This is a genomic window from Humibacter ginsengiterrae (assembly GCF_054780115.1).
The window spans coordinates 310,634-326,220 of sequence record NZ_BAAGWY010000001.1 but is presented as its reverse complement, the minus strand read 5'-3'; the positions used below and the strand labels follow the sequence as shown (position 1 = coordinate 326,220).

The 15,587-nt window shown below is 68.4% G+C and carries 18 protein-coding genes and 1 riboswitch; of the genes, 12 read left to right on the top strand and 6 right to left on the bottom strand.

Translation table 11 applies throughout. From position 1 onward, the window contains the following. Window positions 1-32: 32 nt before the first annotated feature. The 7 genes from gatC to ACYVII_RS01635 all read left to right on the top strand — a co-directional run bounded on the left by gatC (window position 33) and on the right by ACYVII_RS01635 (window position 6,890). Window positions 33-332 (top strand): Asp-tRNA(Asn)/Glu-tRNA(Gln) amidotransferase subunit GatC, encoded by a 300-nt coding sequence (gatC, locus tag ACYVII_RS01665; RefSeq protein ID WP_460529969.1) that lies wholly within the window; start codon window positions 33-35, stop codon window positions 330-332. Then, window positions 332-1,885, top strand: a complete 1,554-nt coding sequence (gatA, locus tag ACYVII_RS01660) for an amidase (protein WP_460529966.1) — start codon at window positions 332-334, stop codon at window positions 1,883-1,885. The genes gatC and gatA overlap by 1 nt, the downstream gene beginning before the upstream one ends. Next, window positions 1,885-3,390: an Asp-tRNA(Asn)/Glu-tRNA(Gln) amidotransferase subunit GatB gene (gatB, locus tag ACYVII_RS01655; RefSeq protein WP_460529963.1), complete on the top strand. Its 1,506-nt coding sequence runs from the start codon at window positions 1,885-1,887 to the stop codon at window positions 3,388-3,390. The genes gatA and gatB overlap by 1 nt, the downstream gene beginning before the upstream one ends. Before the next feature lie 108 nt (window positions 3,391-3,498). Next, entirely contained in the window at window positions 3,499-3,825 is a 327-nt protein-coding gene (locus ACYVII_RS01650; RefSeq protein ID WP_460529960.1) for a YciI family protein, read from the top strand. A gap of 12 nt (window positions 3,826-3,837) precedes the next feature. Next, a complete protein-coding gene (locus ACYVII_RS01645; protein WP_460529957.1) occupies window positions 3,838-5,490 on the top strand; it encodes a DUF7059 domain-containing protein in 1,653 nt (550 codons plus the stop codon). 24 nt (window positions 5,491-5,514) lie between these two features. Further along, a complete protein-coding gene (locus tag ACYVII_RS01640) occupies window positions 5,515-5,931 on the top strand; it encodes a DUF3054 domain-containing protein (RefSeq protein WP_460529954.1) in 417 nt (138 codons plus the stop codon). 17 nt (window positions 5,932-5,948) lie between these two features. Further along, the gene (locus ACYVII_RS01635; protein ID WP_460529951.1) at window positions 5,949-6,890 is read left to right on the top strand and encodes an oxygenase MpaB family protein; all 942 of its coding nucleotides are present in this window, start codon (window positions 5,949-5,951) and stop codon (window positions 6,888-6,890) included. Here ACYVII_RS01635 and ACYVII_RS01630 read toward each other — a convergent pair. From ACYVII_RS01630 to ACYVII_RS01615, 4 genes are all read right to left on the bottom strand, one after another. Beyond that, window positions 6,880-7,533 carry a DUF1345 domain-containing protein gene (locus ACYVII_RS01630; RefSeq protein WP_460529948.1) on the bottom strand — a complete coding sequence of 218 codons (654 nt, stop codon included), beginning with the start codon at window positions 7,531-7,533 and terminating at the stop codon, window positions 6,880-6,882. The two genes, ACYVII_RS01635 and ACYVII_RS01630, sit on opposite strands and share 11 nt — an antisense overlap. Before the next feature lie 70 nt (window positions 7,534-7,603). After that, window positions 7,604-9,313 (bottom strand): acyl-CoA synthetase family protein, encoded by a 1,710-nt coding sequence (locus tag ACYVII_RS01625; RefSeq protein WP_460529945.1) that lies wholly within the window; start codon window positions 9,311-9,313, stop codon window positions 7,604-7,606. Between the two features lie 28 nt (window positions 9,314-9,341). Beyond that, window positions 9,342-10,004 (bottom strand): DinB family protein, encoded by a 663-nt coding sequence (locus tag ACYVII_RS01620; protein WP_460529942.1) that lies wholly within the window; start codon window positions 10,002-10,004, stop codon window positions 9,342-9,344. Between the two features lie 60 nt (window positions 10,005-10,064). Then, a complete protein-coding gene (locus tag ACYVII_RS01615; RefSeq protein WP_460529939.1) occupies window positions 10,065-10,730 on the bottom strand; it encodes an NAD(P)-binding oxidoreductase in 666 nt (221 codons plus the stop codon). Window positions 10,731-10,800: 70 nt separating this feature from the next. Here ACYVII_RS01615 and ACYVII_RS01610 point away from each other — a divergent pair, with 70 nt between their 5' ends. The 3 genes from ACYVII_RS01610 (at window position 10,801) to ACYVII_RS01600 (ending at window position 12,231) form a co-directional block, all read left to right on the top strand. Then, a complete protein-coding gene (locus ACYVII_RS01610; RefSeq protein ID WP_460529936.1) occupies window positions 10,801-11,136 on the top strand; it encodes a hypothetical protein in 336 nt (111 codons plus the stop codon). After that, entirely contained in the window at window positions 11,133-11,495 is a 363-nt protein-coding gene (locus tag ACYVII_RS01605; RefSeq protein WP_460529933.1) for a gamma-glutamylcyclotransferase family protein, read from the top strand. The genes ACYVII_RS01610 and ACYVII_RS01605 overlap by 4 nt, the downstream gene beginning before the upstream one ends. An 85-nt stretch (window positions 11,496-11,580) precedes the next feature. After that, on the top strand, window positions 11,581-12,231 hold the full coding sequence (locus ACYVII_RS01600; RefSeq protein WP_460529930.1) for a hypothetical protein: 651 nt from the start codon (window positions 11,581-11,583) through the stop codon (window positions 12,229-12,231). A 13-nt stretch (window positions 12,232-12,244) separates the two neighbouring features. Here ACYVII_RS01600 and ACYVII_RS01595 read toward each other — a convergent pair whose 3' ends face one another. After that, window positions 12,245-13,249: an aldo/keto reductase family protein gene (locus tag ACYVII_RS01595; RefSeq protein ID WP_460529927.1), complete on the bottom strand. Its 1,005-nt coding sequence runs from the start codon at window positions 13,247-13,249 to the stop codon at window positions 12,245-12,247. A 193-nt stretch (window positions 13,250-13,442) separates the two neighbouring features. Between ACYVII_RS01595 and dinB the strand changes: the two genes are divergently transcribed. Together dinB and ACYVII_RS01585 are read left to right on the top strand one after the other, a co-directional pair. Further along, entirely contained in the window at window positions 13,443-14,717 is a 1,275-nt protein-coding gene (gene dinB, locus ACYVII_RS01590; RefSeq protein ID WP_460529924.1) for a DNA polymerase IV, read from the top strand. A 10-nt stretch (window positions 14,718-14,727) separates the two neighbouring features. Continuing rightward, window positions 14,728-15,069: a hypothetical protein gene (locus ACYVII_RS01585; RefSeq protein WP_460529922.1), complete on the top strand. Its 342-nt coding sequence runs from the start codon at window positions 14,728-14,730 to the stop codon at window positions 15,067-15,069. 54 nt (window positions 15,070-15,123) lie between these two features. Here ACYVII_RS01585 and ACYVII_RS01580 read toward each other — a convergent pair whose 3' ends face one another. Next, entirely contained in the window at window positions 15,124-15,333 is a 210-nt protein-coding gene (locus ACYVII_RS01580) for a hypothetical protein (protein WP_460529919.1), read from the bottom strand. Between the two features lie 136 nt (window positions 15,334-15,469). Next, window positions 15,470-15,580: riboswitch (TPP riboswitch) on the top strand. Window positions 15,581-15,587 lie beyond the last annotated feature (7 nt).

The following is a 15,587-nucleotide window of genomic DNA, read 5'->3' as shown; positions in this document are numbered from 1 at the left end:
CCCTCGACACTTTTCTTGAGCTACGGAGACGCATGCCCGACATCAGCGCAGCCCAGGTGCGGCATCTTGCCGAACTGGCCCGCATCGACCTGAGCGAAGCCGAACTGACGAGCCTCACCACCGAGCTGGGCCAGATCGTCGAGTCTGTGGCGAAGGTCAGCGAGGTGGCGACGGCCGACGTGCCGGCGACGAGCCATCCCATTCCGATGACGAACGTGTTCCGCGACGACGCCGTGCGGCCCGGGCTCACCGTCGAGCAGGCGCTCTCCGGTGCGCCGGACCGCGAGGGCGACTACTTCCGGGTGCCGCCGATCCTGGACGAGGAGGCGTGATGACCGACCTGACCAGACTCACCGCGGCCGAGCTGGCCGAGAAGCTGGCCGCGTCCGAGGTCTCCAGTGGCGAGGCCACCCGGGCGCACCTCGACCGCATCCATGCCGTCGACCCGGACGTGCACGCGTTCCTGCACGTGGCATCCGAGCAGGCGATCGAGACGGCGGAAGCGGTGGATGCCCGTCGCGCGGCGGGTGAGAAGCTCGGCCCTCTCGCGGGCGTGCCGGTGGCCATCAAGGATGTGCTCTGCACCTACGACATGCCCTCCACGTCAGGTTCGCGGATCCTCGAGGGCTGGGTTCCGCCGTATGACGCGACGGTGGTGAAGCGACTGCGCGACGCGGACCTGGTGCCGCTCGGTAAGACGAACATGGACGAGTTCGCGATGGGCTCCTCTACCGAGCACTCGGCGTTCGGACCGACGCACAACCCGTGGGACCTCGAGCGCATCCCCGGTGGCTCGGGCGGTGGCTCGGCTGCCGCGGTCGCCGCGTTCGAGACTCCGCTCGCGCTCGGCAGCGACACCGGTGGGTCGATCCGTCAGCCGGCCGCCGTCACAGGCTCCGTCGGCGTGAAGCCCACCTATGGTGGCGTGAGCCGCTACGGGGCGATAGCCCTGGCCAGCTCGCTCGACCAGGTCGGACCGGTGAGCCGCACCGTTCTCGACGCAGCGCTGCTGCACGACGTGATCGCCGGGCACGACCCGCTGGACTCCACGTCGCTCGTCGAGGACTGGCCGTCCATGGCGGCGGCAGCACGTGCCGGGTTGCGTGACGACGCGTTGAAGGGTGTGCGCGTCGGTGTCGTGAAAGAGATCTCCGGAAGCGGTGAGGGCTTCCAGCCCGGCGTGAAGCAGCGGTTCGACGAGACCGTCGCCCTGTTCAGCGCCGCGGGCGCCGAAGTGGTCGAGGTTTCGGCACCGAGCTTCGAGTACGCGGTTGCCGCGTACTACCTGATCCTGCCGGCCGAGGCATCCAGTAACCTGGCACGTTTCGACTCGGTGCGCTTCGGGATGCGCGTCCCGCCGGCGAGCGGGCCGGTGACGAGTGAGCGCGTCATGGCCGCCACGCGTGACGCCGGGTTCGGCACGGAGGTGAAGCGCCGCATCATCCTGGGCACGTATGCGCTGAGTGCCGGCTACTACGACGCGTACTACGGCAGCGCGCAGAAGGTGCGCACCCTCATCCAGCGCGATTTCGCGACCGCGTTCGCGCAGGCGGACGTGCTGATCAGCCCGGCTGCGCCGACGACGGCGTTCAAGATCGGCGAGAAGGTCGATGACCCCCTGGCCATGTATCTGAACGACATCACCACCATCCCGGCGAACCTTGCGGGAGTTCCCGGTCTGGCGCTGCCCGTGGGCCTCGCGCCGGAGGACGGCCTGCCCGTCGGTCTTCAGATCATGGCGCCCGCACGGCAGGATGCGCGACTGTACACGGTCGGTGCAGCACTCGAGCGACTGCTCGAAGGCGGCTGGGGGCATTCGCTGCTCGCCCAGGCGCCGCAGCTGGCGCAGACGGAGATGTTCGCGAGCGAGGAAGGGGCGGTCTGATGGCCAAAGACAAGTTGATGGACTACGACCGTGCTCTCGAGCTCTTCGAGCCCGTGCTCGGTTTCGAGGTGCACGTCGAGCTGAACACGAAGACCAAGATGTTCTGCGGCTGCGCGAACGAGTTCGGCTCCGGCCCGAACGCGAACACGTGCCCCACGTGCCTCGGCCTGCCCGGCGGCCTGCCGCAGGTGAACCACAAGGCGGTGGAGTCGAGCATCCGGCTGGGGCTCGCACTCGGCTGCGACATCGCGGAGAGCTCCCGCTTCGCGCGCAAGAACTACTTCTATCCCGACACGTCGAAGAACTTCCAGACGTCGCAGTACGACGAGCCGATCGCCCACGACGGCGAGGTGACGGTCGAGCTGGAGAACGGCAGCCAGGTCACGATCCTCATCGAGCGCGCGCACATGGAGGAAGACGCAGGCAAGCTCACGCACGCCGGGGCCACCGGTCGCATCCAGGGCGCGGACTACTCGCTCGTGGACTACAACCGAGGCGGCGTTCCTCTCGTCGAGATCGTCACGAAGATCATCGAGGGCGTGGACGGCGACGCACCCGAGGTCGGGCGCGCGTACGTTGCGCACATACGTGAGCTGGTGAAGGCACTCGGCGTCTCCAACGCCCGGATGGAGGAGGGCAACGTGCGCTGCGACGCCAACGTATCGCTGCGTCCGCGGGGGTCGAACGTGCTGGGCACGCGCACGGAGACTAAGAACGTCAACTCGCTGCGCTCGGTGGAGCGCGCGGTGCGGTACGAGATCCAGCGGCAGGCCGCGATCCTGGATGCCGGTGGCACCATCACGCAGGAGACGCGCCACTGGCACGAGGACACCGGCACCACTTCCTCCGGACGGCCGAAGAGCGACGCCGACGACTACCGCTACTTCCCGGAGCCCGACCTCGTGCCGGTCGCGCCGAGCCGGGACTGGGTCGAGGAGTTGCGCGCCACTCTTCCCGAGCCGCCGTCGGAGCGTCGGGCCCGGCTGCGCGCGGCGTGGGGGTTCACAGCGCTGGAATTCCAGGACGTCGTCAACGGCGACCTTCTCGATGCCGTCGAGGCGACGGTCGCGGAGGGCGCGGCGCCGGCATCCGCCCGCAAGTGGTGGACCGGCGAGATCACCCGCATCGCGAACGCCCGCGGCGTCGCCCCGACCACGCTGGTGTCGCCTCTGCATGTGTCTGAGCTTGTCGCCCTCGTGGACAACGGCGACCTCACCGACCGGCTCGCCCGGCAGGTGCTCGAGGGCGTCATCGATGGCGAGGGCTCACCGACCGAGGTCGTCGAGTCGCGCGGTCTCAAGGTCGTCTCCGACGACGGCGCGCTGATCGCGGCGATCGATACGGCCCTGGCCGCCCAGCCTGATGTGCTTCAGAAGATCCGCGACGGCAAGGTGCAGGCCGCCGGTGCGGTGATCGGCGCCGTGATGAAGGCGATGAAGGGCCAGGCCGACGCGGCCCGGGTGCGCGAGCTCGTCCTGTCTCGCGCAGCGGAGACGGGAGCATAAGCGGAGCCTGTCTCGCGCAGCGGAGAAAAACGTCTCGTGCAATTTGTCGTAAAGCGTGGGCGTCCCTTCGACGTGTTGTTGAGTGACTGCCAGACGAAAGGAACGCTCATGCGATACATGCTGTTGATCTGCACCGACCCGACCGGAGAGTCCGAGGCGGATGCCGACGTGTCCATCGACGAGTGGGTGGACGAGCTCGATGCCTCGGGCGAGCGCATCGTTGGTGAGCAACTTCCCGCCAGCACCGCGAAGGTCGTGCGCAGGCGCGGCGACCGGGTGCTGATCACGGATGGCCCGTTCGCGGAGACGAAGGAGCAGATCGCCGGATTCGATCTGATCGAGGCGGAGTCTCTCGACCGTGCGCTGGAGATCGCCGCACGTCACCCGATGGCCCGCGGCGGCCTCGTCGAGGTGCGGCAGTTCTACACGGAGTGATTGAATGGCGGGATGCCGGATGACGCTCCCGAAAGCTCCTCCGTCGCGTTCAAGCCAGTACCTGCCGCACCGCACGACGTTGTCGGCGTCGACGCCGCACTGATCGGGCGCCTCCGCGACGACCTCGAGTCAGCCGGTTTCACCGTCGGCGCGCTCGATGCCCTCTGGGGCGAAGAGGCGGCGGCCGCGCTGTTCCGCGGTCAGCGCGTCGCCGCACGACGTGCTGCCGCGCCGGGCCTCGTCCGGTGCGAGCCGCTGGCGGTGCTCGCGACCGCGTTCGTACTCGGGCTGCCGGTTGCTGCGCACGCACTGGCATCCGCTCTACCGGCGCTGGCGCTCGAGGGAGCGTGGAGACTGGGCCTTGTCGCACTGGACGAGGGGGCCGAGGGCCCAGTGGACGACGTGCTTGCCCGGCCGCTCGTCGACCTGCGGCCGTATTCGTTCGACGACGACGGCGTCGGCGATGGGTGGTGGATCTGCTCCGACCTCGGCGAGCTCGCTCTCGGCCGCGCGCTCCGCGAGGACCACGTGCTGGGCGTGGGCGGCGCATCGAACACGCTGAGTGCGATCATGATCCGCGACCGGGTCGGAACAGCGCTCGACCTGGGCACCGGATGCGGCATCCAGGCGCTGCACGCTGCCCGGCACGCCAACCGTGTCGTCGCCACCGACATCTCTCACCGTGCCCTGCGCTTCGCGGAGTTCAACGCGCTGTTGAACGACGTGCACACCATCGAGTTCCGGCAGGGCAACCTCTTCGAGCCCGTCGTGGGGGAGTCATTCGACCTGATCGTCTCGAACCCGCCGTTCGTCATCACTCCGCGCGTCGCCGGCGTTCCCGAGTACGAGTACCGTGATGGCGGCCTCACCGGCGACGCCATTGTGCAGGCCGTGGTGCGCCGCGCACGCGAACATCTGAAGCCCGGGGGCGTCGCGCAGTTTCTCGGAAACTGGGAGTACCACGGTGAGGGCGAGGCGTTCGACCGCGTGCGTTCGTGGCTCGGCGACGAGCACGAGGCAGGAGCGCTGGACGCCTGGATCGTGGAGCGAGAGCTGCAGGATGCCCCGCAGTACGCCGAGACCTGGATTCGCGACGGAGGTACCAGGCGCGGCAGCGACGAGTTCGAACGGCTCACGGATGCCTGGCTCGACGACTTCGCGGCCCGCGACGTGCGCTATGTCGGATTCGGGTACGTCACCCTGCGTCGTCCTGCGGACGAGCAGGTCACGCTGCGCAGACTGGAGTCCGTCGCGTCGACCGGTTCGCACGAGTCGTCCGGCTCTGCGGATGGTGCGCTCGGGTCGCACCTTGCGCGCGGGCTTCGTATGGCGCGGTGGCTCGCATCCGTCGACGACGAGCAACTCGGGCTCGCCACGTTGATCACCGCGGCCGATGTCACTGAGGAGCGGCACTACTGGCCGGGCGACGACGACCCCACGATGCTCGCGCTGATCCAGGGCGGCGGCTTCGGCCGGCGTCTGAAGGCGGACACTGCCCTCGCCGCCTTCGTGGGCGCGTGCGATGGCGACCTCCCTGTCGGTGTCATCGTCGGAGCCCTGGCGGACCTGCTCGATGTGGATGCCGCCGAACTCGCCGCTGATCTGCTGGCGCGTGTGCGCGAACTGGTCTTCGTGGGCATGATGGATCCGCTCGGCGTCGACTAGGCTGCACGACCTAGTATTTCGTTCGTGTCTTCACCCGTCGCCGTGACCCCCTCCAGTACCTCCCGCACACGCGGCGTGCCCGTCTGGGCAGCGGCCGTGCTCGACGTGGTGCTTGTTCTGGCCTTCGTGCTGATCGGCCGCGGAAGCCACGGTGAGAACGTTCTCGCCGGTGCTCTCATGACGTTCTGGCCATTCCTCGTCGGTCTCGCGGTCGGCTGGATCGCGTGCCTCGCTTGGCGGCGCCCGGCCGCACTCTGGCCGACCGGCGTGGTTGTGTGGGCGGCGACGCTCGTGCTCGGCATGCTGCTGCGCGTGGTCAGCAGCCAGGGCATCGCCGTGTCGTTCGTGATCGTGGCCGGGGTCGTGCTCGCCGTCTTTTTGATCGGTTGGCGGGCGATCGCGCTGGCCGTCACCGCCCTCCGCACGCGCCGTCGGGCCTGAGCGATCGGCACGCTCCGGTGTCGCGCGTGATCCTGCCCGGCCTGACCGAACCGCTGCGTGCCCGTCTACAGGAGACGCTGAGCGGACAGCAGACCGGGGTGCCGGCCTGGGTCACCGAGTTCGAGTCGGGGGAGGACGCCGGATTCTTCGGACCAGGCTCCGCCGTATGGGCTGTGCACGGCGGTATGCCGACGCTGGTGGCGGGCATCCGTGCGCTACTGATGCAGGCGCTGCACCCGGGCGCTCTCGCCGGGGTCTATGACCGCTCGCGTTTCCGGGAAGACCCGCTCGGCAGGCTGAACGGCACCATCCGCTGGATCTTCACCGTCAGCTACGGCGACACCGCTCAGGCCCGCGCAGGTTCCGCGTGGGTGAAGCGACTGCACGAGCACGTGACCGGCGACTACATCGACGGGCACGGCCATCCGGCGCGCTACTCCGCCAACGATCCACACCTGTCGACCTGGGTGCATCTCGCCTTTGCCGACGCGTTCCTCACCGCGCACGAGCTCTGGGGCGGCCCGATCCCCGGCGGATCGGATGCCTACGTCGATCAGTGGGCTGTTGCCGGCACGATGATGGGCGTTCCCGATCCGCCGCATTCGCGGGCCGAACTCAAGGCGGCGCTGCACGGATTCGCCGACGTGGGCGAGCTGCGGTGCGACGACCGCACGCGCGAGGTGGTGGAGTTCGTGCGCAGGGCGCCGGTGCGTCGCAGCCTGAAGCCGTCGTACGCCGTGCTGTTCGCCGGCGCTGTCGCCTCGCTGGAGCCACGATTCCGCGAAATGCTGGGCTTGAAGTTGCCGCGTCTCGGCCCAGTGCCGTTGCCCGTGGCATCCGCGACCCGCCTGGTGCTCCGCGGTGCCGGCACGCTGCTCGGGCCGCAGACCGCAGGGGAGCGAGCGGCGCGAGTGCGGCTGGCCCGACTGCAGAGCGCCGGTAGCGAACCTATGGCGTGAGCCCCGCGACGAGGTTCACCGTCGTGGCGAGTATGACGGTGCCGAACACGTACGAAAGCAGCGTGTGCCGCAGGATGACGGCCCGCAGCCGCGTCGACCGGATGTTGGTGTCCGACACCTGGAACGTCATCCCGAGGTCGAACGCCAGGTAGGCGAAGTCGACGTAGCGCGGATCCTCATCGTCGTTGAAGTCGATGCCGCCCACAGGCGCCTCGTAGTACAAGCGGGCGTAACGGAGCGTGTACAGAGTGTGCAGCAGTGTCCACGACAGGGCGACGCTCAGCACCGACATCCCGGCGCCGACAGCCTGTGAACCCCCGTGTGCGCGACTCGTGTGCAGCAGCAGGATGGCCACGGCCGCGAGGCTTGCCACGGTGACGCAGAGCACGAGAAGGTCGCTGGTCGCGCGCCCCGGATCCTCCCTGGTGGCGTGCGTTCTCGTCGTCGCGCCGTCGAACCGGCCGACCACCAGCCAGACCCACAGGATGTACACCGCGCATGCCGCCGCCCAACCGCCGACAGCGGCGTACCACCACGACGCAGTGATGCCGATCGTCATGGCGACTATCAGACCCACGACGAGCATGGACATCAGGCGCAAGCGCGAACGGTTCCGGCCATCCGGGTCGAGGGCGAACGTCACGGCACGATGCTGACACGCGGCTAGGCCCGCGCCCGGCGGGCGCGCCGATACCCGGCCCGTACCGAGCGGCTCACCCCTCCGCGGGGCCGCCCGACAGCCGCTTCGTCAGCAGCTCCACGACCTGCCGCCTCAGCACCTTGCCGACGATCGACCTCGGCAGCTCATCCACCTCGAACACCCGGCGCGGCACCTTGTACGGGGTCATCGTCGACCTGGCGAACGCCCGGATGGCGTCCTCGTCGAACGGCGTGCCCGGCTTCATGATCACGGCGGCGACGACCTCCTCACCGCCGTGCGAGTGCGGCAGACCGACGACCGAGACATCCGCGATGCCCTCGTATGCGCGCAACTCCTCCTCCACCTCGGTGGGCGACACGTTGAAGCCACCGGTGATGATGAGCTCCTTGATGCGATCGACGATGCTCACGAAGCCCTGCTCGTCCATGGTGACCACGTCGCCGGTGCGGAGCCAGCCGCCGGCATCCAGAACCTTCGCAGTCTCCTCCGGTTTGCGCCAGTACCCGCCGAACACCTGCGGGCCGCGCGCCTGCAGCTCTCCGGCCTCGCCGTACGGAAGCACGCGGTCAGGGTCGTCCGGGTCGACGACGCGCACCTCGGTGCTGGGCAGCGGCAGCCCGACCGTGCCGGCCTTGCGCGTGCTGCCCACCGGGTTCGCAATGAGCACCGGGGATGTCTCGCTCAGCCCGTAGCCTTCCACGAGGTATCCGCCGGTCTCGTTCTCCCAGAGGTCGACGATCGTCGACGGCAGGCTCATCGCACCCGAGATCGCGATCTGGATGCCCGACAGCGACACTCCCCGCGCCTCTGCGACCGTCACAAGGCGCTCGTAGATCGGCGGCACGGCGGGCAGGAATGTTGCAGGACGCTTCTTCACGACCTGGAGCACCAGGTCTGCATCGAACGAGGGGAAGAGCACGAGTCTGGCACCCATGCTCATCGCGAACGTGAGGCAGAGCGTGAGCCCGTACGCGTGGAACAACGGGAGCACGGCGTAGACGACGGATGTTCCGCGCGGCACGGTGGGGACCCATGCCCTCGCCTGTGCAGCGTTCGCCACGAGGTTGCGGTGGCTGAGCATCACGCCCTTCGGCACACCCGTTGTGCCGCTGGTGTATTGGATGAGCGCGAGGTCGTCGACCTCGGGCCGGGGAACGGATGCGTCGACCGGCTCCGCCCTGACCAGCGACTCCCAGCTCACCGCGCCTGTGACCCGCGAGCGCAGCCTCTCCCTCGACTCGCGCGCCTTCTTCACCGGGAGGCGCAGGGCGAAGCGCATGCGGGCGGGCATGGCATCCACGATGTCGACGGCGACGATCGTCTTCAGGCCGATATCGGCAGGCATGTCCTGCAGCGTGGCCACGACCTTGGTCCACGCAATGGCGATCGTCGCGCCGTGGTCTTCGAATTGGTGCCGCATCTCGCGCGGCGTGTACAGCGGGTTGTGCTCGACGACGACGGCGCCGAGGCGCAGGGCGGCGTAGAACGCGATGACGTGCTGCGGACAGTTCGGCAGCACGATCGCCACTCGGTCGCCGGCGCGCACGCCCAGGGCGGCAAGACCGCCTGCAGCGCGTTGGATCGCGTCACCGAGCTGCCGGTACGTGGTCGTGGCGCCGAAGAACTCGAGAGCGACATGCTCACCGTACGCGGAGACGGAGTCCTCGATGAGGCGCGGAAGAGATCCGGACGGTGGCTCTATGTCGGCGGGCACTCCGGCCGCGTAGCTCGACAACCAGGGGCGCTCGGCGGATTCGGTCATGTGCCCAGCGTAGGGCGGGGCCGAATGCTCAGGCGGCCAAACGGTCGTCGCGGCCAGTCAGAGCGAGCAGGCGCGACTGCAGTGAGGCATCCTCCGCGATCGGCACGGGTGAAGCGAAAAGACCGCTGGCCTCCAGCGTGTCTTTCTGCGGCTCGAAAACGGTCCACGCGGCAGCCACCAGCGACTCGTCGAGGTTCTCGTCGGCCCCGACGGCGCGGGCCAGGTCCCAGGTATGCACGATCACGTCGGAGGCCTGTTCGCGCAGGTAGGCGCTCGCCGGCACCGAGTCGTACGAGAGGTTCACCATGGTGTCCGGGTCGACCGATGCCCATGCCCGGGTCGCGTCCGCAGAGTACCGCTCCCACTCCGCCGCGAGATCGTCGCCGAGCGGCTGCAACCGTGACCGGGCCTCACCGACGGTGCGCCCGGCCAGCAGCAGCGGAACCCACTGCTGCTCTTCGATCACGTGACGCACCAGGGCACTCACGTCCCAGTCCTCGTCGGGCGTCGGCGCGCTCCAGTCGGTCACCAGCGTGAGACGCTCGCCGAAGGCGAGGTGCGCCCGCTGCTGCACGTGAAGCCAGTCGGCGAATGACATGTGGTGGCCCTTCTCGATGCCGGTCGTCTGTGCGTGGTCGTCGCGCAGTGTTTCGTCGTGCGTGTTCCAGAACCGGGGGTCGCGTTCGTTCATTCCCTCACTCGCTCACATCCATGCCGTCCGTGCCTCGTCGTCCGTCCGCATGCCAAAAGCTCAGTCGCCGGCCGTCACTCGCGCGACCGCCTCGTCGATCGGCGTCGCCCCTGAGACGAGCTCGAACTGGGTTCTCACCGTACCGGGGTTGCGCAGGGTAGCGACGATCACGCGCGCGACGTCCTCGCGAGGTATGGAGCCGCGTTCCACGTGGGCTGCCGCCTCGACGAGGCCGGTCCCGTCGTCGAGTGTGAGCGAGCCGGGACGCACGATGGTCCATTCGAGCGGACTACGGCGCAACTCGGCATCCGCGTCGCGCTTGGCGGCGACGTAGGCGCGCCAGGACTCGTCGGAGTCGTTCGGGACGGGATCGTCGACGCCCCACGCCGAGACCTGCACGAACCGGCGGATGCCCGCCGACTCGGCCGCGCGTTGCGACTTCACGGACCCGCCGTAGTCGACGGTCGCCTTGCGCTCGGGTCCGGACCCGGCTCCGGCACCTGCGGCAAAGACGATCGCATCGGATCCCTCGATGGCGTGAGCGAGGGCATCCGGCTCGGCTTGTTCGATGTCGAGGAGCACGCCTTCTCCGCCGAACCGGTAGATGTCGTCGGCATGATCCTCGTTCCGGACGATCCCGACGAAGTCGTCGCCCTCGTCGTACAGCACCCGCATGAGCTGCTGCGCGACCTTGCCGTGTGCACCGATGATCGCCACGCGTGTCATGTCTCCATCATGCTCGCCCTCGGGACTCCGTGCAGGTGACCCCGGCGTGCGCAGTGGGACAATGACAGGCGTGTGGTGGCGGGAAAAGCGGGCTCCTGGCGGCGATGACGAGTCATTCGGCGTCGGCGTGCAGGTGCACGTGATCGACGACGAGCGCCAGGGACCGAAGGGCTGGGTCGGCGACCCGACCGGCGTGATCGTGGCGAGTGCTTCCGGGATTGCGCACGGGGCGTTCGAGGTGCAGCCGCTCTCCGGACGCGTCTGGACGGTCGCGTTCGACGAACCGCAGTACCGGGTCGACGGAACAGGACCGGTTGCGCAGGCGAACATCCCGGAGTACCTGCTCGTGACCGCGCCTATTGCCGACGCGTCGGGCGACGCCGCTGAGGGGACCATCGACTCGTGACGCACTTGCTGTTCTCCTACGGAACCCTGCGGCTTCCTGCGGTGCAGGAGGCCACCTTCGGCAGACGGATGCCGATGCGCACGGCGGCGCTCCCCGGTTACGTGCTCGACACTGTCGCCATCTCCGACCCGCGCGTCGTCGACTTGAGTGGCAGTGCCGTGCATCCGTTCGCGCGTGCGACGGGCGATCCCGCCGACGTCGTGGACGGCGTTGTGCTCGAGTTGACCGATGACGAGCTGGCGGCCGCAGACGAATACGAGGTCGACGACTACACGCGGATCGCCGTGACGCTCTCCACCGGGGAGACCGCCTGGCTGTACGTCGACGCCGCGAGCCTGCCCGGTCCGCCGGCCCTGTAGGGAGTATCGAGACCGTTCTCGACCCGGCCAGGTGATCTGCTGTCAATCGGGTGCCGTCGCCGGCGCCGGAATCTATTCTGAGATCATGCTCGTGGAGGGCACGCTGCGGTGGCGGGTGACGGAGGACTGCCCTCTCGACCTGCTTATCGGACTTTGCCTCCGCGACCTCGCAGGGCTTGCGGGCGTCGGTGATCCTGTGCTGCCCGCTGTCGTGCCGGCGGTGCAGCGGCAGCCGGTGCCGCATCGAGTGCTGGCGAGCGCGGCATCCGCTTCCTGGGATGCCTCGCAGCCCGATCCGTCCGCCCAGCTCGGCGAGGAGTGGACGCACTGGTGGCGCAGGGCGGTGGTGCAGGCGAACGCGGTCGGCTCCTGGAGCACGGTGTTCCTGCCGCCGCATTTCGCCGCGTTCGACCGCGAACTGGCTCTGCAAGACCTCGTCATCGAGCGGTTCCAGGATGCCGTCGCCTGGGCGCGAGAACGCCGCGCCGAGTACGTCGCCGATGACCTGGCCCACCACCTGCAGTATTCGGCCGACATCGTCGACATCGTGCGGGAACGTGAACACGACGTGCGCAGGCAGGCCGGTTCATTCCGGCTCGATATCGAAGCTCTGCCTCTGGCAGAGCCGGGAGCCTGGGTGGTGGGCCCAGACACGGTCGTCGTCAGCTGGAGCCTGCGCGACGACCACGCGGCGTTCCGTCGCTGGTTCGAGCCGCTGGTCGCCGCGCTGGTGTGACGCGCGGCCGGTTTCAGACCACCCGCGACTCCGGCGACTTCGTGTGCGATGGGTCGGTCACGGCCACGGGGAGGATCGCCTCGTCGATGCGTGCAAGTAAGGCCTCATCGAGTTCGACACCGGCGGCCTTGGCATTCGACTCCACCTGCTCCGGACGAGACGCACCCACGATGGCGCCGGCCACGTTCGGGTTCTGCAGCACCCAGGCGACGGCGAGCTGGGCGAGCGTCAGCCCCGCCTCGTCGGCAATGGGCTGGAGTTTCTGCACCGCCGTGAGCACATCATCGGTCAGGAACCGCTTGATGGCGCTCGCGCCGCCCTTTTCATCGGTGGCGCGGCTACCCTCGGGCAGCTGCGCTCCCGGCTTGTACTTTCCGGTGAGCACGCCCTGCGCCACTGGCGACCACACGATCTGCGAGATCCCCAGTTCTTCCGACGTCGGAACGACCTTCTCCTCGATCACACGCCACAGCATGGAGTACTGCGGCTGATTCGAGATGAGCTGAAAACCGAGGTCCTTGGCGAGAGCGTGACCCGCCCGCAGCTGCTCAGCCGTCCACTCGCTGACGCCGACGTACAGCACCTTGCCGGTGCGCACGAGATCGGCGAACGCCTGCATGGTCTCCTCGAGCGGCGTCTCGTAGTCGTAGCGGTGCGCCTGGTAGAGGTCGACGTAGTCGGTGCCGAGTCGTTCGAGCGAACCGTTGATGGACTCCATGATGTGCTTGCGGCTCAGGCCGGTGTCGTTGTGCCCGCCGGGCCCGGTCGGCCAATACACCTTCGTGAAGATCTCGAGCGACTGCCGACGCTGTCCCCTCAGCGCATCGCCGAGCACCTTCTCCGCGGCGGTGTTCGCGTAGGCGTCCGCCGTGTCGAACGTGGTGATGCCGGCGTCGAGCGCCGCGTGCACCGAGGCCGTCGCGGTGTCGTTCTCCACCTGAGAACCGTGAGTGAGCCAGTTGCCGTAGATGATCTCGGAGATCTTGAGTCCGCTGTTTCCCAGATACCTGAAGTGCATGAGATAACGCTATCTGGCCTGCACCGGGCCCGTGAGACGGATGCCTGATCGCGACTGCACCGCTCGACATGGTGATTCGCTTTGTCAGACCCAGCTGCTCGCGGCTGCGCCGCTCAACAGGCTCAATCGGCTCACGTGATGAATGCGAGCATTCATCACGTTCGCCTCAATCGCCTGTGCGACACTGGAGCGCGTGGGACGCGGCGACGGGCGAGACAGGCAGGTGACTGTCGGTCCCGTCGATGACTCGGGCGCGACGAAGCTGCACGTCGACATGGACGCCTTCTACGCCTCCGTCGAACTGCTGGACCGTCCCGAGTTGCGCGGGCGACCGGCCATCGTGGGGCACGCATCCGGCCGGTCCGTCGTCTCCAGCGCCACGTATGAGGCACGACTCGCCGGAGTGCGTAGCGCAATGCCGGTGGCGCAGGCGCTGCGGCTCTGCCCGGACGTCGTCGTGCTGGAGCCGCACTTCGACAAGTACGCGCGCTACTCGGCACGGGTGGTGGGCATCCTGGGTGATGTGACGCCGTTGGTGGAACAGGTCAGCATCGACGAGGCCTTCCTCGACGTCGCCGGTGCCGTGCGACTACTCGGGTCGCCTGCGAGCATCGGTGCGAGCATCCGTCGCCGAGTTCTCGCTGAGACGGGGCTGACGTGTTCGGTCGGTGTTGCCGGCACGAAGTTCATGGCGAAGCTCGCCTCCACCAGGGCGAAACCGGACGGGATGCTCGTGATTCCCGTGGCCGAGACGCTCACGTTCCTGTATCCGCTTCCGATCGGTGCCCTGTGGGGTGTCGGACCGGCTACCCAGGAGACCCTGCATCGCTACGGACTCCGAACTGTCGGCGACGTCGCGTCGACGCCGCTCGACGTGTTGCGCCGGTGGGTGGGGGATGCGTCGGGCGTGAGGCTGCACGAGCTCGCGAACGGCGTCGATCCCCGAGGCGTTGAACCAGTGTCGCGGGAGAAGAGCATCGGACACGAGCAGACGTTCGAGTACGACGTGACGGATGCCTCGGTGCTCCGGCGCGAGCTGCTCCGGCTCTCCGGACAGGTCGCCGCACGGCTGCGCGCGCACCGTCTCACGTCGAGAACCGTGGCGCTGAAACTGCGCTATGCCGACTTCCGCACGATCTCCCGGTCCCGCACCCTGCCCGAGCCCACCAACGTCGGTCGTCGCCTCTACGAGGAGGCTGCATCGCTTTTGGATGCCGTGCTGCAGTCGGGCGACGCCATCCGGCTTCTGGGCGTGCGAGCGGAGCAACTGCTCCCGGACGGATCGAGCGCGCCGGTTCTCTGGGATCCCGACGAGGACTGGCGCGACGCGGAGAACGCGATCGACCGTGTGGCGGCGCGGTTCGGCGCGGGGGCGGTCACCTCAGCGGCACTGGTGGGTAACGGGCCGCGCCGCGTAGGCGACACCGGCAACGCGAAGGTGCTGCGCGAGCGCGAGCAACCCGGGTAGCGTGAGCCGCATGGCTGACTTCGTGCTCAAGCTCGCCGACTCCGTCAAGTCCACCGCAGGGGTTCGCACCGTGTACGGCGACCCGGTCAAACTCGACGACGTGACCGTCATCCCGGTGGCGCTCGCCTGGTTCGGGTTCGGCGGGGGAGAGGGAACCCAGGAACCGGCGTCGGGATCCGGAGGGGGCGGCGGGGGCGCGAGTGTTCCGATCGGCGCCTACATCAAAGACAAGACGGGTGTGCGGTTCGAGCCGAACCCGATCGCACTCCTGGCGGTGGCGATCCCGTTCGCCTGGGTCGCCACGCGTGGTGTCGCGCTGATCTTCCGCGCGTTGCGTCGCCGGCGTCGCTGAACCGCTCGGCCGACGGGGCGATCGCGTCGCGCAATGTGCCGGTGATCCGGCACGTCACTCGGTGGTCGTGCGCCCTTCGGCTTCTTCGAGTTCGCGCGCGCGACGTGCTGCGGAGTCCCGGGCGGCCCGTGCCGCGGCGAGCCGTGCCGCTTCGGCTCTGCGTTCGGCGACGATGCGCTCGAACTTGCGCATCCGCATGACATAGAGGCGCAGCAGGATGACGAACGCCAGCCCCACGGCGAGGAGCACCCACATGATGACCATGGCTGCCTCCTCGGTGCTGGCCCGCGAACCGGCGCGGGCGCGAGGTCCACATTACGCGCCTGTTTCCTGGGTCTTCGCCTGGGAATCCGTCGTCACCTGTGAGCCGTCCTCAGAACCGCACCACCGACTATAATCGTCACTCGAACACGGGAGTCCGGTGAGCCGGGCTGAGAGGAAGGTACTCCAACCTTCGACCGTCGAACCTGATCTGGGTCATGCCAGCGCAGGGAGCTACGTCTCTCGGGCGCTCCGCA